Consider the following 25711-nt stretch of genomic DNA (forward strand, 5'->3'; position numbering starts at 1 on the left):
ATCGGTGGGCGTCGTTGCGCGTGCGCGGCACGATCTTCTCGATGCGGCCGACGTCGTCGCAGACGATCTGCGTCTCGACGGTCTCGAAATCGACCGCGCCGCGCGCAGCACGCGCCTTGAGCAGCGCGCGGTAGACCTCGTGCAGGTGCAGGAGGTGCGGCACCAGTTCGCTCCTCTTGTGCGCCTCGGGGCCGCGGGTATTGGCAAGAACGGCGGCGACCTCGTTGTAGGTCAGGCGTGCCTGCGAATTGATCACCGCGGGGAAAAACTGGTACGCATGGATCTCTCCCGTGGCATCGACCAGCATGTCGCACACCATCGCCAGACGATCTTCGTGCGGGTTGAGCGAGCAGAGTCCGTTGGAGAGCTTCTCCGGGAGCATCGGAATCACGCGGCGCGGAAAGTAGACACTGGTTGCACGCTCGTAGGCGTCGTCGTCGAGCGACTCGCCGGGCTTGACGTAGTGGCTTACGTCCGCGATCGCCACGAGCAATCGCCAGCCGTCCGGCTGCCCCTCCCCGGAACTGCGGCCGAGAGTCGCCGGCTCGCAGTAAACCGCATCGTCGAAGTCGCGCGCATCTTCGCCGTCGATGGTGACCAGGGCCACGTCGGTCAGATCGATGCGGTTCTTCTTGTCGACAGAGCGCAGCTTGTCGGGCAGCTTGGCCGTCTGCGCCATGGTCTCGGCAGAGAAGCGGTGCGGCACTTCGTATTTGCGCACGGCGATCTCGATCTCCATGCCGGGGTCGTCGATCTCGCCGAGCACTTCGGTCACGCGCCCCAAAGGCTGCGAATGCATCGACGGCGGCTCGGTCAACTCGACGGCGACCACCTGCCCGACAGTCGCGGTCGCGATGCCGTTCTTCGGGATCATGATGTCCTGGCCGTAGCGCTTGTCTTCCGGCGCAACCAGCCAGATGCCGCTCTCGTGCAGCAGCCGGCCGATGATCGGCGCCTTCTTGCGTTCGACGATTTCGAGCACGCGGCCTTCGGGCCGGCCCTTGCGGTCGTAGCGGATCACGCGCACGCGAATGCGGTCGCGGTGCAGCACCGCGCGCATCTCCTGGGGCGACAGATAAATGTCGGCTTCGCCATCGTCGCGCTGCACGAAACCGTGGCCATCGCGATGGCCCTGGACCATGCCCGAAACCTCGCTCATCAGTGCCGCGCCGAGCACAGCGCTGCTTGTTTTGTCTTCTTGCTTGATGCTAAAATCTCCGGCTTCGGTATACGGCCCAGGTGGCGGAATTGGTAGACGCACTAGTTTCAGGTACTAGCGAGTAACTTCGTGGGGGTTCGAGTCCCTTCCTGGGCACCAAAATCATAAAAGGCCAGCGCAGTGCGCTGGCCTTTTGCGTAGGCGAGCAGCGCTGGGCATAGGAATAGAAGGGCAGGTTCGGAATCGTGCAGACGCTCGTGTCGACTTTCACGTCGGCACCCCGGCGAACACGAAGAACAAGACTTGCACCGTCCTCAAATTGCAAACTTCCGCGCCAATCGGTCGGGCCGCAAAGTGTCGTATTCCTCGAAGGGCTGGTGAATCCAAGGGCTCGTCGGCAACGATTCGACGTAATAGTCCGGCGTGTAATTGGACGCGCCCTTGACCCAGATCACCGCCGACCTGAGCTCGCTGATGTCTGGGGTGCAACGCAGCCGATCAACCACCGCCTTGAGTGTGACGCCGGAGTCGGCCAGATCGTCGACCAGCAGGACCCGTCCGGCCAACTCCCCCTTTGGAAGGGTAATGTACTTGGCGAGTTCGAGCCGGCCCTGCAACGTACCGGCCTCGGCACGGTAGGAGCTCGTCGACATGATGGCCAGCGGCTTGTCGAACACGCGCGAGAGGATGTCACCGGGCCGCATGCCGCCGCGCGCCAGGCACAGTATCTGGTCGAAAGCCCAGCCCGAGTTATGCACCTTGAGCGCCAACCGCTCGATCAGCATGTGGTACTCGTCCCAGGAGACGTAGAGGTTCTTGCCGTCGTCGGTGAGCATGCGCGTGAGGTGATTGGTGATGCCAGCGGCTTCAACCGTGATAAGGATGGCGCAGAAGAATGGTGTGCTCTCGGTCCGGCCCGGTCGACACCATGTCGATCGGCGCGCCGATGAAAGCCTGCACCCGCTCGAGGTAGTGCTGCGCACCCGGCGGCAGATCGTCCCAGCGGGTCATGCCGACGGTGCTGCCCGCCCATCCGGGAAAGCTTTCGTAGACCGGCCGGCAGGCAATGATTTCATCGGCGTCGAGCGGCAGGATGTCGATACGCTGCCCGTTCATCTCGTAGCCGACGCACATCTTGATCTCTTCGAGCCCGTCGAGCACGTCGAGCTTGGTGATGCACAGGCCTGAGATGCCGTTGATCAGCACCGAGCGCTTCATCGCCGCCCCGTCGAGCCAGCCGCACCGGCGAGCGCGGCCAGTCACAGTGCCGCGCTCCTGACCCACGGTGGAAAGATGGTGGCCGACCGTGCCCGGTTCGTCCATCGGCAGCTCGGTCGGAAACGGCCCGCTGCCCACGCGCGTGGTGTAGGCCTTGGTGATGCCCAGGATGTAGTGCAACTGGTCCGGTCCGACGCCGGAGCCGGCCGCGGCGTTTCCGGCCACACAGTTGCTGGAAGTCACGTAGGGGTAGGTGCCGTGATCGATGTCGAGCAGCGTGCCCTGCGCCCCTTCGAACAGCACGCTGCCGCCGGCCAGGTGCGTCTTGCGGATGAGCACGCCCACGTCGGCAAGCATGGGCTTCATCTGCTCCGCCATCTTCATCGCGTTGTCGAAGATCGGCTGGAACTCGAGCGGGCTCGCGCCCAGAAAGCCCTGCAGCACGAAGTTGTGCAGGTCGAGCAGTTCGCGCAGCTTTTCGGCGAAGCGCACCGGGTGCTTGAGGTCTTGCGCGCGCAGCGCGCGCCGGGCGACCTTGTCTTCGTAGGCTGGGCCGATGCCCTTGCCAGTGGTGCCGATCTTGCCGGCACCGGAGGTCTCGCGCAGCGATTCGCGCGCATGGTCGAGTTGCACGTGGAACGGCAGGATCAACGGGCACGATTCGCTGATGAAGAGCCGCGATCGCACCTCGACACCGGCCGCCTCGAGCCGCTCGATCTCGGCCAGAAGATGCGTCGGATCGACCACCACGCCGTTGCCGATGTAGCAAGCCACGCCATCGCGCATGACGCCGGAAGGAATCAGCTGCAGCGCCGTCTTCTTCCCTTTGATCACCAGTGTGTGGCCGGCGTTGTGCCCGCCTTGAAAACGCACCACGGCGCTCGCATGATCGGTCAGCCAGTCGACCACCTTGCCCTTGCCCTCGTCGCCCCATTGCGTACCGACCACAACCACGTTGCGGCCGGCCCCGCGCGGCACATCACGGCCGGGCTTGCTTGCTTGCATCTTCTCGTCCTGCATCTGTCGTCCGTCTTTTGCCGCGTTCACAGAACGCGCACCTGCCACTCGCCGCCCACTGCGACGATCTCGCGGTCGCAGGCGAACTCGAGGGTTTCATGCTCGTGGCCGGGCAGCATGCACACGACTGTTTCGCCTTGCGCACGAAGTGCCCGTACCGCAGAGCGAAGCGTTTGATCTTCGCTCCAGGGCGCACGGATGGCGGCTCGTCGGCCGGTGGCGCCTGCATGGCGGACCCACTGCTTGAGGTCGATCGCGCTGAAACCGACCGCCGGGCGGTTGCGCCCGAACACCGCGCCGACTTCGTCATAGCGCCCGCCGCGTACCAGTGCGTCGCTCGAGCCCTTGGCATATATCGCGAAGCGCGCGCCGCTGTAGTAGGCATAGCCGCTCAGATCCGCCAGATCGAAGCCGACCGTCACCTCCGGATGCGCCAGCGCGGCATGCGCGGCCAGGCAGCGAAGGTCGCGCAGTGCGGCGCTGATCATCGGGCGCTGCGGCAAGGCCGTCTCGGCCGAATCCAGCACGTCGGCCGCGCCATAAAGCGACGTCAGAGCGAGCAGGCCACGCTGCGTTTCTTCAGGAAACTCGGCGCCGAGTCGGCGCAGGGCCGTGGCGTCCTTGGCCGCCAAGGCGGCGTAAACGGCTTGCGAAAGGGCCGCGTCGCAAGCCACGCCGTCGAGCAGCCCCCGCACGATCCGCGCATCGGCCAGATCTAGCACCAACCCGCCGACACCACAAGCGGCCAGGCTGTCGAGCGCCAAGTCTTGCACTTCCAGGTCGGCCTCCAGGCCGGCGTGGCCGTACACCTCGGCACCGAACTGCAGCGGCTCGCGGCTGGTCTGCAGACCGGCAGGAAGCGTATGAGCCACCGGCCCGCAGTAGCAAAGCCGGGTCACGCCATGGCGGTTGAGCAGGTGAGCGTCGATGCGTGCGACCTGTGGCGTGGTATCGGCGCGCAGACCGAGCATGCGGCCGCTCAGCTGATCGACCAACTTGAATGTTCGCAGGTCGAGCTCGTGGCCGGTGCCGGAAAGCAGCGATTCCAGATGCTCGAGCAGCGGCGGAATCACCAGTTCGTGGCCGTAGCGCCTGGCGGTGTCGAGCACGCTGCGTCTAAGCTCCTCGACGCGCCGCGCCTCGCTGGGCAGCACGTCGGCGATGTGCTCGGGCAGCAGCCAAGCAGACGTCATGAAATGGCTCGGGAATTAAAAACGCATTGTACCGGCGCCCCTGTGTGCGGCCCGCCGCAGCCCGGTGCGCTCAGCCGGCGAGCAACAACAAAAGCAGCACGCCGCCGAGCATGCTGGACAAGCCCAGGAAGCGCAATTGACCGTCGCTCAGGCGGGTCGCCTGCTCGAACAGCTTGCGCCAGCGCTGTGGGCCGAGAAAGGGGAGCAAGCCTTCGAACACCAGCACCAGGGCGAGCGCATTGAACAGCGTCTCCCACATGCCGAGCTGCGCCGCTTGCTCACTTCGTCCGTGCAGGTGCCGCCGGCACTGGCGCGGCACCGCCGGTGCCGCGCATGCCTCGGAAGAATTCGCTGGTCGGCTCGAGCACCATCACGTCCGTCTTGTTGCGGAAGCTCGAACGATAGGCATCGAGCTGCCGGTAAAACTGCGCAAATGCCGGATCGCGGCTGAATGCTTCGGCATACAGGGCCGAAGCCTTCGCGTCGCCCTCGCCCTTGATCTTCTGCGCATCGCGATAAGCCTCGGCAACGATCACCTCCCGCTGCCGGTCGGCGTTGGCGCGGATCTGCTCGCCTTCGGCCTGGCCGGTCGAGCGCGTCTCGTTGGCCACTTGCTTGCGCTCTGACTCCATGCGTCGGTAAACCGCGTCGGTGATGCTGGCAACGAAGTCGACCCGCTTGATGCGCAAGTCCACGATCTCGATACCGAAGTTCTTGGCATCGTCCTCGACGCGGCGGATCACACCCTGTGTCACAGCGTCGCGCCGGCTTGAAAGCATCTGGCGCACCGTGACCTTGGTGACTTCCTCGTTGAGCGCGGCCTGCACGATCGGCGCCAAACGTGCTTCGGCATTGCGCACGTCGGCACCATTGGTGCGGATGAACTGGCGCGGATCGGTGATGCGCCACTTGATGAGCCAATCGATCACCAGGCTTGTCTTTTCTGCGGTGAACACCGGCCTCGTCTCAGGGCTGTCGAGGCTTTGAATGCGCCGGTCGAGGAACACGACGTTCTGGAACGGCGGCGGCAGTTTGAATTTGAGGCCGGGCTGGGTGATGACCTCCTTGATCTCGCCCAGCGCATAAAGCACCGCGAACTGCCGTTGATCAACCAGAAACAAGGTCGACGAGGCCACCATCAAAGCGAGCAGCACGCCCGCCACCATCATGCCGATGCGATTCATATGATTGTTCTCCTCGCCTCAGCGGCCTTCTCGCTCGCGGCTGCGCGAGTTGTCGCGCGAGCGCACGTCGCTTTGCGGCGTGTTCATTGTTTCGGTGGCCGGCGGCGACATTGCCGTGGGAGCGCCGCCTGGCACGCCGGCGGCCTGCATGAGTTTGTCGAGCGGCAGGTAAAGGAGGTTCGAGCCGGTGCGCGACTCGACCAGGATCTTGCTGACGTTCGAGTACACCTCGCGCATCGTGTCCGTGTAGAGCCGGTCCCGCGTAACGACCGGCGCCTTCTGGTATTCCGTGAGCACTTGGCGAAAGCGCGAGGCATCGCCGTCGGCCTGCGCGGCAACGCGGGCTGAATAGCCTTCGGCTTCCTCTCTCAAGCGCGCAGCAGTCCCCTGCGCCCTCGGAATAACGTCGTTGGCGTAAGCCTGGCCTTCGTTCCTGAAGCGCTCACGGTCGGCGCTGGCCTTGACAGCATCGTCGAAAGCCGCCTGCACCTGCTCCGGCGGCGAGACCGCCTGCACGTTCACGTTGGAAATCAGGATGCCGGTGTTGAGCCGGTCGAGCTGGTTCTGTATGGACGTGACAAGGTCATTGGCCAGCACCTCGCGTTGCTCGTAAAGCACAGAGTCCATGTTGCTGTTACCGACGATCTCGCGCACCGCCGACTCCGCGGCAAGCACGACCGCCTCATCGGGATTCTGGTTCTCGAACAGGTACTGCTGCGCATCCTTGAGCCGGTACTGCACTGTGAACCGGATGTCGACGATGTTCTCGTCCTGCGTCAGCATCGACGAGTCACGCAGGCCGGTTGCCTGGACCGTGGCGTTGCGGCCGATCTCGACCGAGCGCAGTTGCGTCACGTTGACCACCTCGTGCGATTGGAACGGATAAGGCAGGCGCCACTGAAAGCCGGCCTCCACCGTGTGGCTGTAGCGTCCGAAGGAAAGCACCACGCCTTGCTGGCCTTCCTGCACGATGAAAAAGCCACTGCCGAGCCAAATGAGCAGCACCACACCCGCAATCAGGCCGGCCCCGATACCGGCGCTCTTCATGTCGGGAGGACCGCGATCGCCGCCGCTGCTGCCACCGCTGCCGTTTTGCAGCCCGCCGTCGCCTTTGCCACCGAACATGCCGCTGAGCCGACGGTTGAAGTCGCGCCACAGCTCATCGAGATCCGGCGGGCCGTCGTTGCGGCCGCCCCCGGCCAGAAGCACCTCCGGTCTGGCGCGCCAGAAGACGCGGCGTGCGAGGCCGCGCAGCAGCCCGGTCAGGGCCGCAGCACAGCCTGCCACTGCGGCAAAGGTGCGCACCGGGCGCTTTGCGTTTGCGTCTTGGTAAGTGTTCATGCGTGTCGTTGCAGCCTGCCGGATGCAGGATCGATGCTGACGGAATCGTCGTTGGGGAAATCGTCGCTCGCCCCGGGCGTCGCCGTATCGGCACTGGCGGGCAGAGCGGCGCCGCTGGCACCCTGCACGGCTTGCGTCAGGAGCGAGCGCAATTCGGCCAGGCCGGTGCCATGCCGCGCGCTGACGAAAACCCGGGGAACGCGACGCGTGCCACCGAGTTCCAGCGCATCGATGAGCACCCGCGGCGTTTGCGCATCGCCCAGCTGATCGAGCTTGTTGTAGACGAGGATCTGCGGAATGTCGGCTGCTCCGATTTCGACGAGGACCCGCTCGACCTCCAGCCGTTGCTCTTCCAGGAGCGGGCTGGAGGCATCGACAACGTGCAGCAGCAGATCGGCCTCGGTCGCCTCGAGCAAGGTGGCCTGGAAGGACTCGACCAGCGTGTGCGGCAGGTCGCGAATGAAGCCGACCGTGTCGGACAGGCTGACCGAACGGCCGGCTTCCTCGAGATAGAGCTGACGCGTCGTGGTGTCGAGCGTGGCGAACAACTGATCAGCCGCGTAGGCGCGGGCCTTCACCAGCGCGTTGAAGAGCGTGGACTTGCCTGCATTGGTGTAGCCCACCAGCGAGATGCGGAAGGTGCCAGCACGCTCGCGGGACCTGCGCTGGGTGCCGCGCTGACGCTTGAGCTTGACCAGCTTGGCCTTCAGCGCCTTGATGCGCTCGCCGATCATGCGACGGTCGAGTTCGATCTGACGTTCGCCGGGGCCGCCCCGCAGGCCGACTCCGCCCTTTTGGCGTTCGAGGTGCGTCCAGCGCCGGACCAGTCGATTGCTCAGGTACTGCAGCTGCGCCAATTCGACCTGAAGCTTGCCCTCGTGGCTTTGCGCGCGGGCGGCGAATATTTCGAGAATGAGCCCCGTCCGGTCGAGCACCTCGACACCGAGATGACGCTCGAGGTTGCGCTGCTGCGTCGGAGACAGGCTCTGGTCGAAGATCACGCAATGGCCGCCGCTCTCTTCGACCAGCGATTTGATTTCGTCGGCCTTACCGGAACCGACGAACAGCGCCGCATCGGGGGCCTTGCGTCTCGCGATCAAGCGCGCAACCGGAGTATCACCCGCTGATTCGGCGAGCAGCGCCAGTTCATCGAGCGTGTCGTCGAACGAAGTGCCGGGGCCGAGATCGACGCCCACCAGCACGGCGCGCGCCTCGCTGGTTGCCACGGGCGATGCAAACGTGTTCAAACGCGGTTCGTCCATGACCGCCGCAGCACGGCAGCGCCGGAGCGGAAAACCAGGAAGCCGGAAGAAAAACGGTTCAAGCGCTTCAGCTCGCCGTCTCTGGCGCCTCGGCGGCGTGGAAGTTCACCGCGCGGCCGGGGACCACCGTGGAGATCGCGTGCTTGTAGACCATTTGCGTCACGGTGTTTCGCAACAGCACCACGTACTGGTCGAAAGATTCGATGTGACCTTGCAACTTGATGCCGTTGACGAGGTAGATCGAAACCGGAACATGCTCCTTGCGCAGCAGGTTCAGGAACGGGTCTTGTAGAAGCTGCCCTTTATTGCTCACGATATGCTCCGTGTTGAAAAGCTATGGGTGTTTGCACGTTATCACAGGCCTTGCGCCACTCAGCCCGCTGCAATTACGAGTCCTTCTCTGCGAAGGGGTTCCGCGACGATTTCATTTCAATGCGCAGCGGCGTGCCGGTCAGTTTGAAATGGGCGCGGAAACGGCCTTCGAGAAATCGCCTGTAGGCATCGGTAATGTGATCGAGCGAATTACCGTGGATCACGATCAGCGGCGGGTTGCGGCCGCCTTGGTGCGCATAACGCAGTTTCGGCCGGAAGGCGCCGGCGCGCTTGGGCTGCTGAAACGCGACAGCTTCAGCGAGCAGGCGCGTGAGCACCGGCGTCGGCAGTGTCTTGGTGGCCGAGGCCCAGGCATCGGCGATCGACTTCCACACCGGTCCTAGGCCCTGACGCTTGATGGCAGAGATGTGGAGCACCGGCGCGAATTTCAAGAATGCCAGGCGCTGCTCGATGGAGCGCTGCAGCATCTCGCGCTGATAGCTGTCGACTGCGTCCCACTTGTTCACCGCCAGAACCACCGCACGGCCGGAATCGAGGATGTAGCCGGCGATGTGAGCGTCCTGGTCGGTCACGCCTTGTGTAGCGTCGAGCAGCAGCAGCACCACGTTGGCGTCGGCGATGGCCTGCAAGGTCTTGACCACAGAGAACTTCTCGATCGACTCGAACACTTTGCCCTTGCGGCGCAGGCCGGCCGTGTCGATCAGCTCGAATTTCTGCCCCCCGCGCTCGAAGGGCACGCTGATCGCGTCGCGCGTCGTGCCCGGCAGGTCGAACGCAACCAGCCGCTCCTCGCCGAGCCAGGTGTTGATGAGGGTCGACTTGCCGACGTTCGGGCGCCCGGCCACGGCCAGGCGGATCGGCCGGTCGGGATCGTCGAGCGCCGCATCGGCGTCTGCCTCTTCGAAGACGAAGTCCTCGAGCGCGGCTTCGATCAGACTGCGCACCCCCTGCCCGTGGGCCGCGGACACCGGATGCGGCGCGCCCATGCCTAGCTCGAAGAACTCGCCGAGCTGAGGCGCCTCCGTCATGCCTTCGGCCTTGTTGGCGGCGATCAGCACCTTCTTGCCGACGGTGCGCAGATAGCGCGCGATGTCGTGGTCCTGCCCGGAGACGCCCGCTCGCACATCGACGACGAAGACCACGGCGTCGGCCTCGGCGACGGCCTGGCGCGTCTGCTTGGCCATCTCCTTGTAGATGCCGCTCTCGGCGGTGGGCTCGAAGCCGCCGGTATCGACCACGATGTATTCGTGCTCGCCGAGTCGACCGTCGCCGTAATGGCGGTCGCGCGTGAGCCCGGCGAAGTCGGCCACGATGGCGTCGCGGCTCTTCGTCATGCGGTTGAACAGCGTCGATTTGCCGACGTTGGGGCGCCCGACCAGCGCCAGCACAGGTTTCATCGCGCTATACCGCGATCACCGCCGAAGCAGGCACGCTCGCTTCGGTGGGAGGACAGTGCCAAGCGCCAAGAAGTCGCCATCACTCGGCGCGAAACGCGAACACGCCGCCGTCCCGCGTCACCGCCACGATGTTCGGGCCCGCCTTCACCGGTGCGCCGACGATCGCCTCGCCGTCGGTGGGAAGGCGCAGCAGCGGCTTGCCGTTCTCACGGTCGAGGAAGTGCAACTGCCCTTGATAGTCCCCGAACACCAGCGTGCGGCCTAGCACCAGCGGTGAAGACAGCGAGCGAAAGCGCAGATCATCGGACGTCCAGGCGACGTCGCCGCCCTCGCGCTTCCAGGCGGTGATGCGGTCGCTGGCGTCGGCCCCGAAGACCAACTGCTCATCGGCCGCCACGCCGTTGGCACCGCCGACGTTCTTGGTCCAGCTCAGCACGCCGCGGGCGGCATCGACGCAACCCACCGCCGATTGGAAACCGCGAGCGCAAACGGTATCGCCGATGCGCGCAGCGGGGCCCACCAGATCGGCGAGGCGCTCGACTTCGTTCGTGCCGCGCGGCGATGCGATGGCCGCTTCCCAGCGCTGCGCGCCGCTCAGCGGATCGAGGCCGACGAGTCGAGCCGCCTGGCCCACCACCAACGTGTTCTGCCAGGGCAGCAGGACGCCCGCCTGCAGCAAGGTCAGCGGATCGCCGCTGCGCGCGAGAGCCCAGAGCTTGCGTCCGTCGAGCACATCGAACGCCCGCACGCTGCGATCGACGCCGAGCACGAAGACGCGCTCGCCGGCGACGAGGGGCGCGGTCACCACGCGCGTGTCCAGCCGCGCACGCCAAAGCAGCTTGCCAGCGTCGAACACCACCAGTTCGTTGCCACGAGTCACGACGCTGGCATAGCGGCCGTCGCTTCCCACGCCCGCACTCAGCGCCTCGCCGACATTGCCGCGCCACAGTTCGCGGCCGGTGTCGGCCGCCAGGGCAATGACGTCGCCGCTCGAACTGGCAAGGGTGACCGAAGTGGCATCGGCCGCCACGGCAAGGGCAAACTCGACATCGCCCAGTTGCGCTTGCCAGACCTGAGCACCCTGGATCTGCGGCGCAAAAGACTGCAGCGGTGTGGGCTCGGGCCGATCCGGCCCGCTCGAACAGGCGGCCAGCGTGGCGAGCAACAGCGCCAACGCCAGGCTACGCAAACCGAAAGTCATTGCGAGGCCCCGCCCGGCACCGGTGCCGGTATCAACACCGGCACCCCGGCATTCGGTGGCGCGCCCAGAGCCGTGAGCTTGGCCTCGACCAGCCGGCGGTAGTCGATCGTCGGCGGCAGCACCTCCCAGGCCGTGCGGTACGCCGCCTTGGCCTCCTCGGTCTTGCCCTGAGCGTTCAGGATGTCGCCGCGGCGGTCGGCGACCAAGCCCGCGAAAGCAGGCGGCGCGTCGGCCGGCAGCTGCTTCAGGGCCTCGTCGTACTTTTTTTCGTCGAGCAGAAGGCCGGCCAGACGCAGGCTGGCGATGACCCGGTATTCCCCCTGGTTTGCGTTCTCCGCGACCCACTGCAGGTTGACGCGCGCAGCGTCGAGCTGGCCCTTTCCGAACAGCAGCTTCGCGGCCGCCAGACCGGCCTGTTCGGCGTAGGTGGTCGAGCCGTAGCGCTCCTTGAGATCGGTGAAAACGCGCGTCGTGCGCTCGGCGTCGCCGGCTTGGACCGCCTTGTCGAGTTGGTCGTAAAGGACCGCGGCTTTTTGCGCACGATCGCGCTGCAGCCATTGCCAGCCGTTGAAGGCGGCGAAACCGCCGAGCGCCAGGATCAGCACCCAGGTAATCAGGTTGCCGTAGGCCTTCCAGAAATCCTTGAGCTGATCGAGCTGTTCTTGTTCGCCGATGTCGAGACGGGTGGCCATGCGTGTGCTTCGAATGTGAGCGCGCCGGCTTTGCCGGCGAAGCGCGGATTATGAACGGAGGGGTTCGCCGGCTAGCCCGGGGCCGGGCAGCAGTTCGCCGGCCCAGGCGCCGACGTCGTCAAGCGCGCGCAGCACCTGGGCGGCGGCCGGCGCATCGCCGGGCGCGGCCCGCAGCGGCTTGACCGCGACCATGCCCTGGCTCAGTTCGTTGGAGCCGAAAACAAGCGCATGCCGGGCACCGCTCGCGTCCGCCTTCTTGAACTGCGCCTTTATGCTGGCTGCACCGTCGCGGCCGGCCGGATGCAGCACTACCGCGACACCGGCTGCACGCAAGGCATCGGCCGTGACCATGGCTTGCGGCACGGCGTCCGCATTGGGGACGATCGCGTACACGTCGGGCGCCGTCGAGGGGGCCTGCACACCACAGGCTTCGAGCAACAGCAGCAGCCGCTCCATGCCGAGCCCCCAGCCGACGCCGGGCGCGGGCTTGCCGCCGAGCTGCTCGATCAGCGTGTCGTAACGCCCGCCGCCACAGACGGTGCCCTGCGCACCGAGCTTGTCGGTGACCCACTCGAACACGGTCAAGTTGTAGTAGTCCATGCCGCGCACCAAGCGCGGATTGATGCAGTACTCGAGCCCGGCCGCATCGAGCACCGCACGCACCGAGGCCAGGTGCGCCAGCGATTGCGGTCCGAGAAAGTCGATCAGCTTGGGCGCGCTTTCCAGCGCCGGCTGCATCGAAGGCTGCTTGCTGTCGAGGATTCGGAGGGGGTTGCTGTGCAGCCGGCGCCGCGCATCGTCGTCCAGCAATTCGGTGTGCGCGACGAAATGCTCGATCAGCGCGGCTCGGTGGGCCTTGCGTTCCTCCGCCTGGCCCAGGCTGTTGAGCTCCAGGCGCAGGTCCCGGCCTTCCACCAGACCGAGCGCGCGCCACAACGAGCGACACATCAGAATGATCTCGGCGTCGACGTCGGGCCCCGGAAAACCCAACGCTTCGACGCCGACCTGGTGGAACTGCCGGTAGCGGCCCTTTTGAGGCCGCTCATGGCGAAACATCGGACCGATGTAGAAAAGCCGCTTGCCGCCTTCGTACAGCAGCGAATGCTCGGTCACGGCGCGCACGACGCCGGCGGTGCCCTCGGGCCGCAGGGTCAGGGCGTCGCCGTTGAGCTTGTCCTCGAAGGAATACATCTCCTTCTCGACGATGTCGGTTATCTCGCCGAGGCCCCGCACGAAGAGCTGCGTCGGTTCGACGATGGGCGTGCGGATGTTCGCGTAGCCGTGTCGGCGCATCACGCCGCGCACGGTGTCCTCGAGCCATTCCCAGCGCAAGGATTCAGGCGGCAAAAGATCGGGCATGCCCTTGACGCCGCGCAGCGGTGACGTGTCGGGCCTCGCGGCTTTCAAAGGTTCAGCCATGGTTTGCAAAAACGGAAACTGCGAGCCGGCCGCAGCCGGAGAAGCGAACTGCGCAACATCTGCGCCGGGTCCCCTTCAATGTGGGGCCGTCACCGCGCCGTAGCGGCGCTCGATGTAGTTCTCGACAACGCTCTGGAACTCGCGCGCGATGCCCTCGCCACGCAAGGTCATCGCCTTTTCGCCGTCGATGAACACGGGCGCCGCCGGCGCCTCGCCGGTGCCCGGCAGGCTGATCCCGATATCGGCATGCTTGCTTTCGCCAGGGCCATTCACGATGCAGCCCATCACCGCGAGCTTCATGTTCTCGACACCGGGGTACCGGGCCTTCCAGACCGGCATCTGCGCACGCAGAAAGTCGTCGATCTGCTTGGCCAGTTCCTGGAACGTGGTACTGGTCGTGCGGCCACAGCCCGGACAGGCGGTGACGCTCGGATTGAAAGCGCGCAGGCCGAGCGACTGCAAAATTTCCAATGCGATCACGACTTCCTGCGTGCGCGCCTCGCCCGGCTGCGGCGTCAGGCTCACCCTGATGGTGTCGCCGATGCCTTCCTGCAGCAGAAGTGCCAACGCGGTGGTGGAAGCCACAGTGCCCTTGGTTCCCATGCCCGCTTCGGTCAGACCGAGGTGAAGCGGGTAATCGCACCGTGCGGCCAGCGCGCGGTACACGCTCACCAGATCCTGCACACCGCTGACCTTGCAGCTGATCAGGATCTGGTTCGGATCCATGCCGAGCTCGCGCGCATAGGCGGCGGACTGCAGCGCCGAGGCAATCAGTGCCTGGTACATGACCTGCCGCGCATCCCAGGGCGCGGCGCGCTGCGCGTTCTCGTCCATCAGCGAAGCAAGCAGCTCCTGATCGAGACTGCCCCAATTGACACCGATGCGCACCGGCTTGTCATGGCGCAGTGCCGCTTCGATCATTTGCGCGAACTGGCGGTCGCGCTTGTCGCCCTTGCCGACGTTGCCTGGGTTGATTCGATACTTGGACAGCGCCGCCGCGCACTCCGGGTAGTCGCTCAAGAGCCGATGCCCGTTGTAGTGGAAGTCACCGATCAGCGGAACATCCACGCCCATGCGGTCGAGCTGCTCGCGTATCGCCGGTACCGCCTGCGCTGCCTCGGGAGTGTTGACCGTGATGCGCACGAGTTCGGAGCCCGCCAGCGCCAGCGCCTTGACCTGGATGGCCGTCTCGATCACCTGCACCGTGTCGGTGTTGGTCATGGACTGCACGCGTACCGGCGCGTCGCCGCCCACGGTGACCACCTTGCCGCCCCAGCTGACCCGTGCCTGCCGAGAGCGGCGCGCGGCCGGCGCGGCGGCCGCGATGGCCCCCTCGCCCGCAGCAAGGTTCAGATCCGTCGGATGCGCGCTCATTTCAGCTCCAGCCGCGCGACGTTCTCGCGCGTGGTCTTCAAGGTCACGGGCTCGCCGCGGAAGCTGACCCGCGTGGCCGCGGCGTTGCCGATCGTCACGCGCAGCGGCAATGCGCCTTCGACGTCCGCCGACTCGCCGGCCGCCAGCGTGCGCGAAAGCACCAGCTGGTTGCTGCCATCGCGCACTTCGACCCATGAAGGCTGCGTTGTGGCGCGCAGCGTGAGCAGCGATTGCGCGACGCGTGCGGGCTCCGAAGCGGCTGCTTCTCGCGGTTCAGCAGCGAACACGGTATCGATCACCACGGACGAGGCCGACGCATCGGGCGCGATCGCCGAAGCCGGCACATCAGGCGCTGCCGCCGAGGCGACCGGAGAGGACAACGCCTGCACAACGGGATCGGCCAGGGATAGCCCGCCGACGGGCTGCGTTGCATCGGTGGGCGTCAGCGGCTGCGCCGGCACGGCGGCAGGTTCGGGCACCGACTCGGCGGTCACCTCATCGCCCGAGGTCCAGCTGCGGCCCGGCAGGAGATAAACGACCAAAGCGGCCACCACCAGCAGTCCGGCAGCCACCACCGGCACGCTCGGCGAGCCACGCCGCTCACCGCTGTCACGACGACCTTCATGCTCGCGAAACGGCTGGTTGAGCCCGCGAGTCAATGGCTCGAGACGTTCGCCCTGGGGCTGCGGCAGCCGCGCGAGCACCGGTTCGGCATCGATCTTGAGAGCGCGGCACATGCTCAACGCGAGCGCTCGGGCGAACGTGGCATCGGGCAGTTCGTCGTAACGGTCCGACTCGATCAACTCGAGCTTGCGCTGTGCTACTTTCAGCGAGGCCGCCAGCACCGCGAGGTGAACGCCTTGACGTTCGCGCGCCGCGCGCAGCAACGCGCCGGCCGTCTGCGGCGGGGCAGCGGTCGGGTCGTCGACCGCGCCGCTCGCGCGTTGCTCGGCCTCACTCATTGAATGCCCCGCGCTCGAAAGCAGCCGCCTCGCGCGACGTGGGGTAGCGTGAGCGCAACTGGTTGCCCAAATCGCGCACGCCCTGCGCATTGCCGAGGCGACGCTCGATTCGTGCGGAGAGCCACAGCGACTCGGCGTTGCGTAGCTCGGCATTGTTGTTGACGCGGCGCACGTAAAAGCGTGCCCGCTCGTACTCGCCGAGCCGCAGCAGAACGTCGGCCAGGTTCATGGCAGTCGCCGGGTTGCCGGCGTCGAGTTCGTAGGCCCGCTTGAGTGTGGCCTCGGCTTGATCGAGGCGGCCGGACCGAGCTTCGCAAATGCCTTGCACCAGCAGCGTGCGCGCAGGCGTTCGGTACTGCGGTGTCGCAAGCGCACGCTGGAACAGGGCTTCGGCTTCTTCGTAGCGCTGCCGTGCGCACAGGAACCAGCCGTAGTTGTGCATCACGTCGCCATCGCTGGGCGCGACCTGCAGAGCTCGGCGATAGCTGTCTTCCGCGAACTGGTTCTCGCCCAGTTCTGCATAGATCAAACCGCGCAGATTCAGCGCCTGCGGCAAGTCGGGACTCGCGTCGAGCGCCTGCTTGACCTCGTCGAGCGCCGTGTTCCACTGGCCTTCGGCGAAATAGGCGCCGGCCAGGTCGAGGCGGATGCGAGCGCGCTTTTGCGGATCAGTCTCATCGGAGGCGGTGGAGCGGTCCCGAGTAACGTCGGCCGCGGGCAGCGGCGCCGGGAGCGGCACGCTTTGCGCCGGCGTCGTCGTGGTCTGCGTCTGCGCACAACCCGCGGCAAACGCCAGCAGGCCCAGTGAAAGCGCCCAGGCGGCCGCACGCCGTCCTCGTGTCATGACCGGGCTCATCTTGTCTCCTGCTGAGTAGTGCCCGGCGCCGAAGCGGCGCTGCGCTCGACGGCGAACATCGCGATCGGCGCGCGGGTCATGCGCCGCTTGGCGTCGGTTCGATCCTGCACCTCGCCGGCGAGCTGACCACAGGCGGCGTCGATGTCGTCGCCGCGGGTCTTGCGCACCGTGGCGATCAAGCCTCCGGCGATCAGCACCTGGGCAAAAGCTTGCACCTTCTGTTCGCTCGAGCGAGTGAGGCCCGAAGCCGGGAACGGATTGAACGGAATGAGGTTGAACTTGCAAGCGATCCGGCCGACGGGGCCCTGCTCGCTTACCAGGCGCACGAGCTCCTGCGCCTGGCGTTCGCTGTCATTGACACCGTCGAGCATGCAGTACTCGAAGGTAATGAAATCGCGCGGCGCACGCTCGAGATAGCGCTGGCACGATGCCAAAAGTTCGGCGATCGGGTACTTGCGGTTCAGCGGCACCAGGTCATCGCGCAGCGCGTCAGTGGGCGCGTGCAGCGAAACTGCCAAGGCCACCGGGCAATCCTCTCGCAACCGCTCGATCATCGGCACCACCCCGGAGGTGGAGACGGTCACCCGACGACGCGACAGACCATAGCCATGATCGTCGAGCATCACACGCAGGGCGGGAAGGAGCGCCGCGTAGTTCTGCAGCGGCTCGCCCATGCCCATCATCACGACATTGCTGATGATTCTTTGATCCTTTCCGAAACGCCGGCGCAGTTCGTGTTCGGCATGCCACAACTGCGCCACGATTTCGCCGGTGCCGAGATTGCGGCTGAAGCCCTGGTGTCCGGTCGAGCAGAAACGACAACCGACCGCGCAGCCGGCCTGCGACGAGACACACAAGGTGCCGCGATCGTCTTCGGGAATGAACACCGTCTCGACTGCATTGCCGCCGCCCACGTCGAACAGCCACTTGATCGTGCCGTCGGCGGAGACATGCTCGCTGAGTACGGCGAGTGGCCGCACGACGGCGCAAGCGGCCAGCTTTTCGCGCAGCGATTTCGCCAGATCGGACATCCGGGCGAAATCCGCTTGGCCTCTTTGATGCACCCAGCGGAACAACTGCGTTGCACGAAAGCGCTTTTCGCCCAGCGACTGGCAAAACGCAGCCAGGGCGTCGAGATCGAAGTCGAGCAGATTGGCCGCGGTCATCGGGAGTGAAAGCTGGGGGCGGCGGGAGAACGTCTCCCGGTCTGGCTCAACGGCTGTAGACGCTCATGGCCGGAAAGAAAAACGCGACTTCGGTGGCGGCCGTCTCCGGCGCGTCGGACCCATGCACGGAGTTGGCATCGATGCTGTCGGCGAAGTCGGCGCGGATCGTGCCTTTGTCTGCCTTCTTCGGGTCGGTCGCGCCCATCAGGTCACGGTTCTTGGCGATTGCGCCTTCGCCCTCGAGCACCTGAATCATCACCGGCCCGGAGATCATGAACTCGACCAGGTCCTTGAAAAAAGGCCGCGCCTTGTGCACGGCGTAAAAAGCCTCGGCCTCACCACGCGACAAATGCGCCATGCGTGCGGCCGCGATCTTCAGGCCAGCGGCTTCGAAGCGTGCATAGATCTGACCGATCACGTTCTTTTCGACCGCGTCGGGTTTGATGATGGAAAGCGTGCGTTCGATCGCCATGTTCTTCTCCGGAAATCTCTTGAGACAAAGCCTTGAATTGTAGCGGTCGGTCGGCGCTGCTCGATGACGGTGCGCCTAGCGACCGCGTCCACCGAAACGGCCGCCACCGCCCTGCCCACCGCGGCCGCCTCCGCCTCCGCCTCCGCCTCCGCCTCCGCCTCCCCCTCCACCACCACCGCTGCGCTTGCCGCCGACTTTGGTGAAGTACGCATCAGCACCGATGTAGCCGACCGAGGTCTGCATGGGATCAGGCTGCTTGGGGCCGCCTTTCTTGCCGCCCGGCGCCGGATCCTGCGCATTGTTGTCGGGCCGACCGAAGCCGGCGTTGATGCGCTGCGAGCCCTTGACGAAGCGCTTGTCGAAGGTCTGTTCGAGCGGGTTCGGAATGGTGCCGGCCGGGCCGAAATCGGCTTCTGGTTTGGAGCCGCCATGGCCGAAACCCTGAGCGCCGCCGCGCCGCGGGCCTTTGGCGAACCGGCGATCGAAGGTTTGTTCTAGCGGGTTCGGGATCGGTCCGAAGTCCTCGCCGCGCTCGCGCGCCGAGCCCTCGGCGCCGTCTTGCCCTGCCTCGTACGGCCGAGCCTCCCGCGGTTCCCGCTCGCGACGCGGCCCGCGCGGTTCGTTCTGGCGCCCCGCTGCCGGTTGCGGCCCACGGCCTGCCCCCTTCACCGGTTTGGCATTGCGACCGTTGCGGGCGCCGGCGCGCTCCGTGCGCGGGGCGGGCTGTGGTTCGCGCGCCTCGGCCCGAGGGGCGCCGCCGATGAACTGGCGAATTCGCCGCAGGTCCTGCTCACCGAGTTCCACCCATACGCCACGCTTCAAGCCGCGCGGCAGCACCACGCTGCCATAGCGGATGCGGATCAGCCGGCTGACCGCCAGGCCGAACGTATCGAACAGCTTTCGAACCTCCCGGTTGCGGCCTTCGGTGATGACGACGCGGTACCAGCGGTTCGCGCCGTCTCCGCCGCCGTCTTCGATGCTCTTGAAGTTGGCGGTCTGGCCATCGACCTGCACGCCTTCGATCAAGCGCGCGCGCTGTTCGTCGTCGAGGCTGCCGAGCACTCGAACCGCGTACTCGCGCTCGATGCCGAACCGCGGATGCATGAGCTGATTGGCCAGTTCACCCGAGTTGCTGAACAGCAGCAAGCCTTCGGTGTTGATGTCCAGGCGGCCGACCGATTGCCACTTGCCGTTCTCGAGCCGCGGCAAACGCCGAAATACCGTGGGCCGGCCTTCCGGATCGTTGAAACTGACCACCTCGCCGATCGGTTTGTGATAGGCCAGCAGACGCGCCGGCGCGCCTTGTATGCGCACCTTGACCGGCTTGCCCGAAACCTTGATGCGGTCGCCGTAGGAGATGCGCATGCCGATGTGCGCGACCTCGTCGTTGACGGTAACGCCGCCGTCCTGGATCAGTTGCTCCATGTCGCGCCGTGAACCGATGCCCGACTGGGCCAGCACCTTGTGCAGCTTGGGCGCCTCGGGCTCGGGGCGCAGCACGCGCTTGGTCGATTGTTCGAGCGTGGCCGGATCATCGGCCTCGGGCGGCTCGGCGTCGTAGGCACCGGAGAGCACCTCGGCGAAACGTTCGACGGTTTCTGCCGGATCGGGCAGCACCGCCGTGTCGCGCGGCCCCCGCTCGACGGGCGCGGCTGCGTCGGTATTCGCACCGGCGCCGGCCTGTGAATCTTCGGGCGCGTCGCGTTCGGCCCGGTCCTTGCCCCGGCCACGGCGGCGGTTGCGGCTGCGGCGGCCGGACTCGAGGCTCTCGCCACCCGCTTCAACGCCGCCTTGGCCGGCGGTCTCGTTTGCCGCGCCTTCGAGAGTCGCCCCAGAAGACAACGCTGTCTGGGTGTCTTCCGTCTCTGATCGGTTCTGAGCGCGGTTCTGAGCGAGCGCTCCGGATTCGACTTGGGGGGCGGCGACAGCGGTGTGAGCGTCGGCCTCGGCATCCCGGCGCTCGATGCTCGGCGCGTCTGCGTTCGCCTCGCCGGCTGGCGAAACGATACCGACGGGCCCATCCGCGGCTTCGGCCTTGGGCTTGCGGCGGCGGGGCAGTTTCACCGCCTCCCCCAGATCCTCTTGCACGGCCGACGAAGCGGGTGCATCAGCGCCCTCGGTCAGCGGTGCAACCGCCTTGCGCGGGCGGCGCTTGGCCGGCGCCACAGCATCGTCCGGACTGGTGTCGGTCGGCGTTTCGGCGTCGGTTGCGGGCTCGCGGGGCAAGTTGTCGTTCGAATTCATGTCTGCGGTTCCATGCCGGCCGATGCCGGCGGTGTGGCGGGGGGTTCGGCCGAGGCGCTCGCCTTCTCGGTCAGGGGTGCGCTCGCGCTTTCGGCGGCGGCGCGTTCGCCTTCAAGGGCGGCCGGCGAAGCCGCTTCAGCATCGAGCTCGGTATCGACCGCCTCGCCAGAAGCGTCGGACTCGCCGTTTTCGAGGAAGCAAGCCTGCCCCGGAACGGCTTCGGCCATTACAGCGGCCATTCGTGTCCCGTCGATGGCCGGCAACTGCTCCAGCGAAGCAAGGCCCAAATCGTCGAGGAACTGCCGCGTCGTCGCGAACAAGGCCGGGCGGCCCGGCGTCTCGCGATGACCAATGCTTTCGACCCAACCGCGATCTTCGAGCTGCTTGAGCAACTGGCTGTTGACGGTGACGCCCCGGATGTCCTCGATATCGCCGCGCGTCACCGGCTGGCGATACGCAATGATGGCCAGCGTTTCCAGCGTGGCGCGCGAGTACTTCGGCGGCTTTTCAGGGTGCAGCCGGTCGAGCCAGGGCCGCAGTTCGGGACGGCTCTGAAAACGCCAGCCGCTGGCCAGCGCAACCAGCTCGACTCCGCGGCCCTGCCAGTCTTGCATCAGTTCGTCGAGCAGGCTGCGCAAGGTATCGGCGCCGAGTTGCTCATCGAAGAGCAGGCGCAGCTCGCGCAACGGCAGCGGCTGCTGCGCGCAGATGAGCGCGGTCTCGAGGACGCGCTTTGCATCCTGTGTGTTCATGAATCCGTCTGTCGTCCTGGCCGGGTCGTGACCGGCATGCAAGGGAGTCGGAACTGCGCCGGCTTCTAGGCAGGCGCGGCGGCTGCGCCATCGCGGGGCCCGCTGCGGGCCGGGCTTTCGTCTGTTTCGCGGGGGACCGTGCGGCGGTCGGGGCCGGTCGGGCCGAAGCAGGCGACCGGTACGGGCTTCAACAGCCCGGTAGACCGATTGTATCGGACCCGGCTCAGCCTGACGCATGCGCCTCGATTTGCCGCCAAGCCGCCTGCAGGTCGGCGGGTAAAGGCGCGACAAACTGCACTGCGGCGCCGTCGGCAGGATGCGCAAATCCCAGCCGCTCGGCGTGCAGCGCCTGTCGCGTCAGGCCGAGCGCCGGACGACCGCCATACAGCGCATCGGCGATGAGCGCATGCCCACGAGAAGCGAGGTGAACGCGAATCTGATGAGTGCGGCCGGTATGAAGGGTGCAACGCAGCGCACTGACAGCGTCGCCGGCGGCCAGCAAAGCGACATCGGTGCGCGCCGGCTTGCCGCCCGCCACCACTGCCATGCGCACCCGCGACACCGGATCGCGGCCCACAGCCGAGTCGATGCTGAAGACCGGCTGGCGCGGGACGCCATGCACCAACGCCAGGTACTCGCGGCGCACTTCACGCGCGGCGATGGCGCGCACCAGGGCGGTCATTGCCGGCAGGGTCTTGGCAACGACCATCAGCCCGCTGGTGTCCTTGTCGAGCCGGTGCACGATGCCTGCGCGCGGCAGCGTTGCCGCGCCGGCGTGATAGGCGAGCAGGCCATTCAGGAGCGTGCCAGACCAGTTGCCCGGCGCGGGATGCACCACCAGACCGGCCGGCTTGTCGACAACCAGCAAGTGCGCGTCTTCGAACACAACCGCCAGTGCCATCGGTTCGGCGCGGAACGCGCGGCTCTCCGGCGTCGGCAGCAAGCTGACGGCAATGAGCTGGCCGGCCGTGACGCGTCGCGCGCACGCCGTGACGACCTGCCCTTCCACGCTCACCTGTCCGCCTTCGATCAGCGTTTGCAAGTGACTGCGCGAAAACTCGCCGGCAAGACCGACCAGCCACTTGTCGAGCCGCTCGCCATGCGTGCGCGCATCGACGCGCTTGCTGCGCTGCTCCACTTCGGCCGGGCCGACCTCGGCAGGCTCCTCGACGGCGCTCCAGTCGTCCGGCGAACCGGCCGCGGTCGGCGCTGGCTGCGGCGGGTGCCGCGCAGGGGCAATTCCCGGGCGTTCGCAGGGGGCGGTCATATAATTTTCGGGTGCTTTCAACCGCGGCCGCACTCGCGCCGCCTGCTGGTAATGACTCTGATCCGACCTTGTTCGACCGGCATGCAGCGCGCTGCAATCGGCGCGTCTCGCGTGGCGCTCGCCACCCTGCTCGGCTTGGTGCTCGCCGGCTGCAACACCACGCCGACCGATGAAACCGCGGGCATGTCGACGGAGAAATTGTACGGAGAGGCGAAGGACGAAGCTTCGGTCGGCAACTGGGAACGGGCCACCATGCTTTATGGACGGTTGGAGGCGCGCGCGGCCGGCACGCCGCTGGCTCAACAGGCGCAGCTCGACCTGGCCTACGCCTTCTATCGAAGTGGCGAGAAGGCACAAGCCGAGACGACGATCGAGCGCTTCATCAAACTGCACCCGAGCAGCCCCGCGCTCGACTACGCCTACTACCTTCAAGGCTTGATCAACTTCAACGAGAACCTCGGTCTGCTCGGCAACCTGGCGCGGCAGGATCTGTCCGAGCGCGACCAACGCGCCTCGCGCGACGCCTACCAGAGCTTCAAGCAACTCGTGCAGCAGTTCCCCGATTCGAAGTACGCCCCCGATGCGCAACTGCGCATGAACTACATCGTCAACACCCTGGCGCAGTACGAAGTGCACGTGGCCCGCTACTACTACCGGCGAGGTGCTTACGTCGCCGCAGCCAATCGCGCCCAGCAGGCGGTGCAGGAATTTCAGAGCGCCCCGGCCACGGAGGAAGCGCTCTTCATCATGACCCTCGCCTACGACCGGTTGTCGCTGCCCGATCTGCGCGACGACGCCCGGCGCGTCCTGACGCAAAGCTTTCCGCAATCGAGCTACGTCACGGAAGGCTTTGCCGCTGCAGACAAACCGTGGTGGCAGCTGTGGTAGACGATCACCACATGGCGGGCAAGGCCGCGATCTCGCCCAACCAAGCCAGCGCTTCGCTCTCCTCGTGCAAGGGCTGCATCGGTGGCAACGCCCGGCGGAGCTTCTGGCCGTAGCCCATCGCGGTCATGCGGGGATCGCAGATCACCAGCAGGCCGCGGTCGGTTTCGCTGCGGATCAGCCGGCCGGCGCCTTGCTTCAGTGACACGGCTGCCTCGGCGACGAAATAGTCGTTGAAGGCGTTGCGGCCCTCCGCTTCGAGGCGCTTGACTCTGGCCTCAACCAGCGGATCGTTCGGCGGCGGAAACGGCAGCTTGTCGATGATCACGCACTGCAGCGCCTCGCCTGACACGTCGATGCCCTCCCAGAAACTCTGCGAGCCGACCAGCACGGCTCGCGGCGTGTCGATGAAGCGCTGCAGCAACTGACGCTTGGGCGCGCTGCCCTGCGTCAGTACGACGATCGGCTCGGCGTCGCCGTCGAAGTCCGCCTGCAGCGCGTCGGCCACGGCGGTCAAGGCGCGCAAGGTTGTGGTGAGAACGAAGGTGCGCCCGCCGGCCGCGCGCGCGCAGGCCGCAGCCAGCCGGGCGACAGCCGGTGCGTGGCCGGGATCGACGGGTTTCGGAAAACGCGCCGGCACATAGAGCCGGGCATTCAAGGGATAGTCGAACGGGCTGTCCACGCGCAGGGTGCGCGCGTCGTCCAGGCCGGTCTGCTCGGTGAACCAGCGCAAGCGTTCGTCGGCTCCGAGCGTGGCCGAAGTGAAGATCCACGCCTTGGGCGCCGCGGCGATCCGCTCGCGCATCGCGTCTCGCACGTCGAGCGGCGACTCTACGAGCCGCAGTGACTGCGCCATCAGGTCGATCCAGCGCACGCGGCCCGGCTCGGCCGCTTCGCTGAAACGCTGTGCACGGCTAGCCAGAATTTGCGCGCGCTCGGCCAGCTTGCTGAAGTCAGGCGAGATGTCGGCCACGGCGTCCAGCGCGGCTGCGGCCTCGCCGCATGCGACGCCCAAGTCCGCTAGCGCCTGTCGAAAATCTTCGCGCCCCGCGCGCTCGTCCCAGCGCAGCTTGAGGCTGCCCCGGGCGCCGCTGCCCTGTAGCGGCCCCGCGGCCACGAGCCGCAGTTCGCGCGCGGCGTGCTCGCACGCTTGGGCGAGTGCCTGCCAATCCTGCAGCCCGCGTGCTTGCGCCAGCCCCACGGCGAGCAAGTCGCGCGCGAAATCGAAAAGCTGCGCAGTGCCCAGGGTGTCGCCGAGAAAAGCGATGCCTGCCTCGGCGAGTTGGTGAGCTTCGTCGAACACTGCCACGTCAACTGATGGCAGCAGTTCGGCCATGCCGGTGTCGCGCAAAGCCAGATCGGCAAAGAACAGGTGATGGTTGACAACGACGAGGTCGGCCGCCATCGCCTCGCGCCGCGCCTTCATCACGTGGCAAGCACGGTACTGCGGACAGTCGCCGCCGAGGCAGTTCTCCCGCGTCGAGCTGACCAGCGGGATCACCGGTGAGCGTTCATCCAGGCCTTCGAGCTCGGCCAGATCGCCACTCGACGTGCGCTGCGCCCATTCCTCGATGCGCGCCAGGCTGCGCAGCGCGAAGCGATCGGAAAACTGTGTGGACTGACGTGCCTGCCCGAGCCGCTGCAGGCACAGGTAGCTGGCGCGGCCCTTGAGCAAGGCGACCGTCACCGGCAGGCTCAAGGCCTCGCGCAAGCGGGGTAGATCACGGAGGAAAAGCTGGTCCTGCAAACTCTTGGTGGCCGTGCTGATGAGCCCGCGTGCGCCCGACAGCAGCACCGGCACGAGATATGCGAAGGTCTTGCCGACGCCGGTGCCTGCCTCGGCCGCCAGCACGCTGCGCTGGTCGATCGCATCGGCCACGGCGAGGGCCAGTTCGAGCTGCGCACCGCGTTCGCGGTACTGGGTTTCCGTGCGCGAGAGCGTGCCGCCTGCCGCGAAAACAGCTGTCACGGCGTCTTGCAGCGGGCTCACGGGCATGCCTTGTCAACAGGGTGGCTTGGTTCGGCCGCTGCGGCGTCGGACCGGGCCGCGAACCGGGCTTGCAGCTCGCCGCAAAGCAGCGCACCGCCGGCGAGCCTCATGCCGGCTCGGGCGGACTCAGTCGCGCTTCCAGCGTAGCGATCGTGTCGCGCAGGCACAGTCGCCGCTTCTTCAAGCGGCGCAGCGCGAGATCGTCACGCGGCAGATCGAGTGGCATCAGATCGATGAGGCTGTCGAGGTCGGCATGCTCGATGCGCAGTTCGATCAGCCGGCGTTGCGGCGAGTGCAGGTTGTCGTTCATCGGGAGCCTTTGGCGTG

General features: G+C 66.5%; 24 protein-coding genes and 1 tRNA gene. 2 read left to right on the top strand and 23 right to left on the bottom strand.

The window, feature by feature from the left end:
- A partial coding sequence (locus tag H0W40_RS09360; RefSeq protein ID WP_292445577.1) for a ribonuclease R family protein occupies positions 1-1159 on the bottom strand: 1159 nt, incomplete at its 3' end.
- A 74-nt stretch (positions 1160-1233) separates the two neighbouring features.
- On the opposite strand from H0W40_RS09360, the gene H0W40_RS09365 reads away from it, so the two are divergent.
- Positions 1234-1318, top strand: a tRNA-Leu gene (locus H0W40_RS09365).
- A 155-nt stretch (positions 1319-1473) separates the two neighbouring features.
- On the opposite strand, the gene H0W40_RS09370 is transcribed toward H0W40_RS09365, so the two are convergent.
- The 20 genes from H0W40_RS09370 to H0W40_RS09465 all read right to left on the bottom strand — a co-directional run bounded on the left by H0W40_RS09370 (position 1474) and on the right by H0W40_RS09465 (position 22509).
- On the bottom strand, positions 1474-1995 hold the full coding sequence (locus H0W40_RS09370; RefSeq protein WP_292445579.1) for a phosphoribosyltransferase: 522 nt from the start codon (positions 1993-1995) through the stop codon (positions 1474-1476).
- Positions 1996-2026: 31 nt separating this feature from the next.
- Positions 2027-3382: an adenylosuccinate synthase gene (locus H0W40_RS09375; protein ID WP_292445581.1), complete on the bottom strand. Its 1356-nt coding sequence runs from the start codon at positions 3380-3382 to the stop codon at positions 2027-2029.
- A gap of 38 nt (positions 3383-3420) precedes the next feature.
- Entirely contained in the window at positions 3421-4587 is a 1167-nt protein-coding gene (locus H0W40_RS09380; RefSeq protein WP_292445583.1) for an ATP phosphoribosyltransferase regulatory subunit, read from the bottom strand.
- Between the two features lie 70 nt (positions 4588-4657).
- Positions 4658-4846, bottom strand: coding sequence for a DUF2065 domain-containing protein (locus tag H0W40_RS09385; protein WP_292445585.1), 189 nt, complete (start codon positions 4844-4846; stop codon positions 4658-4660).
- 19 nt (positions 4847-4865) lie between these two features.
- Positions 4866-5771 carry a protease modulator HflC gene (gene hflC, locus H0W40_RS09390; RefSeq protein ID WP_292445587.1) on the bottom strand — a complete coding sequence of 302 codons (906 nt, stop codon included), beginning with the start codon at positions 5769-5771 and terminating at the stop codon, positions 4866-4868.
- An 18-nt stretch (positions 5772-5789) separates the two neighbouring features.
- Positions 5790-7112 carry an FtsH protease activity modulator HflK gene (gene hflK / locus H0W40_RS09395; protein WP_292445589.1) on the bottom strand — a complete coding sequence of 441 codons (1323 nt, stop codon included), beginning with the start codon at positions 7110-7112 and terminating at the stop codon, positions 5790-5792.
- Positions 7109-8359 (bottom strand): GTPase HflX, encoded by a 1251-nt coding sequence (gene hflX / locus H0W40_RS09400; RefSeq protein WP_292445591.1) that lies wholly within the window; start codon positions 8357-8359, stop codon positions 7109-7111. Before hflX ends, hflK begins: the two co-directional genes overlap by 4 nt.
- A gap of 82 nt (positions 8360-8441) precedes the next feature.
- A complete protein-coding gene (gene hfq, locus H0W40_RS09405; RefSeq protein WP_292445592.1) occupies positions 8442-8687 on the bottom strand; it encodes an RNA chaperone Hfq in 246 nt (81 codons plus the stop codon).
- 73 nt (positions 8688-8760) lie between these two features.
- The gene (der, locus tag H0W40_RS09410) at positions 8761-10104 is read right to left on the bottom strand and encodes a ribosome biogenesis GTPase Der (protein WP_292445594.1); all 1344 of its coding nucleotides are present in this window, start codon (positions 10102-10104) and stop codon (positions 8761-8763) included.
- Positions 10105-10183: 79 nt separating this feature from the next.
- A complete protein-coding gene (gene bamB / locus H0W40_RS09415) occupies positions 10184-11305 on the bottom strand; it encodes an outer membrane protein assembly factor BamB (protein ID WP_292445596.1) in 1122 nt (373 codons plus the stop codon).
- Positions 11302-11997, bottom strand: a complete 696-nt coding sequence (locus H0W40_RS09420; protein WP_292445598.1) for a tetratricopeptide repeat protein — start codon at positions 11995-11997, stop codon at positions 11302-11304. The genes bamB and H0W40_RS09420 overlap by 4 nt, the downstream gene beginning before the upstream one ends.
- Before the next feature lie 48 nt (positions 11998-12045).
- The gene (gene hisS, locus H0W40_RS09425; RefSeq protein WP_292445599.1) at positions 12046-13416 is read right to left on the bottom strand and encodes a histidine--tRNA ligase; all 1371 of its coding nucleotides are present in this window, start codon (positions 13414-13416) and stop codon (positions 12046-12048) included.
- Positions 13417-13491: 75 nt separating this feature from the next.
- Complete coding sequence (gene ispG, locus H0W40_RS09430; protein ID WP_292445601.1) at positions 13492-14790, bottom strand: flavodoxin-dependent (E)-4-hydroxy-3-methylbut-2-enyl-diphosphate synthase; 1299 nt, start codon at positions 14788-14790, stop codon at positions 13492-13494.
- Positions 14787-15752, bottom strand: coding sequence for a helix-turn-helix domain-containing protein (locus H0W40_RS09435; protein ID WP_292445603.1), 966 nt, complete (start codon positions 15750-15752; stop codon positions 14787-14789). The genes ispG and H0W40_RS09435 overlap by 4 nt, the downstream gene beginning before the upstream one ends.
- On the bottom strand, positions 15745-16608 hold the full coding sequence (gene pilW, locus H0W40_RS09440) for a type IV pilus biogenesis/stability protein PilW (protein ID WP_292445604.1): 864 nt from the start codon (positions 16606-16608) through the stop codon (positions 15745-15747). The genes H0W40_RS09435 and pilW overlap by 8 nt, the downstream gene beginning before the upstream one ends.
- The gene (gene rlmN, locus H0W40_RS09445; RefSeq protein WP_292445605.1) at positions 16605-17774 is read right to left on the bottom strand and encodes a 23S rRNA (adenine(2503)-C(2))-methyltransferase RlmN; all 1170 of its coding nucleotides are present in this window, start codon (positions 17772-17774) and stop codon (positions 16605-16607) included. The genes pilW and rlmN overlap by 4 nt, the downstream gene beginning before the upstream one ends.
- A 46-nt stretch (positions 17775-17820) precedes the next feature.
- A complete protein-coding gene (gene ndk, locus H0W40_RS09450; protein WP_292445606.1) occupies positions 17821-18246 on the bottom strand; it encodes a nucleoside-diphosphate kinase in 426 nt (141 codons plus the stop codon).
- Between the two features lie 75 nt (positions 18247-18321).
- Entirely contained in the window at positions 18322-20490 is a 2169-nt protein-coding gene (locus H0W40_RS09455; RefSeq protein ID WP_292445608.1) for a pseudouridine synthase, read from the bottom strand.
- Positions 20487-21242: an SMC-Scp complex subunit ScpB gene (gene scpB / locus H0W40_RS09460; RefSeq protein WP_292445609.1), complete on the bottom strand. Its 756-nt coding sequence runs from the start codon at positions 21240-21242 to the stop codon at positions 20487-20489. Before scpB ends, H0W40_RS09455 begins: the two co-directional genes overlap by 4 nt.
- A 223-nt stretch (positions 21243-21465) precedes the next feature.
- Entirely contained in the window at positions 21466-22509 is a 1044-nt protein-coding gene (locus H0W40_RS09465) for an RluA family pseudouridine synthase (RefSeq protein WP_292445611.1), read from the bottom strand.
- A gap of 81 nt (positions 22510-22590) precedes the next feature.
- On the opposite strand from H0W40_RS09465, the gene H0W40_RS09470 reads away from it, so the two are divergent.
- A complete protein-coding gene (locus H0W40_RS09470) occupies positions 22591-23397 on the top strand; it encodes an outer membrane protein assembly factor BamD (RefSeq protein WP_292445613.1) in 807 nt (268 codons plus the stop codon).
- A gap of 4 nt (positions 23398-23401) precedes the next feature.
- Here the strand turns inward: H0W40_RS09470 and H0W40_RS09475 are convergent, their stop codons facing one another.
- Together H0W40_RS09475 and H0W40_RS09480 are read right to left on the bottom strand one after the other, a co-directional pair.
- Positions 23402-25390: an ATP-dependent DNA helicase gene (locus H0W40_RS09475; protein WP_292445615.1), complete on the bottom strand. Its 1989-nt coding sequence runs from the start codon at positions 25388-25390 to the stop codon at positions 23402-23404.
- A gap of 100 nt (positions 25391-25490) precedes the next feature.
- Positions 25491-25694, bottom strand: a complete 204-nt coding sequence (locus H0W40_RS09480; RefSeq protein ID WP_292445617.1) for a YdcH family protein — start codon at positions 25692-25694, stop codon at positions 25491-25493.
- Positions 25695-25711 lie beyond the last annotated feature (17 nt).

Source organism: Methylibium sp. (genome assembly GCF_013817345.1).
Classification (GTDB): Bacteria; Pseudomonadota; Gammaproteobacteria; order Burkholderiales; family Burkholderiaceae_C; genus Methylibium.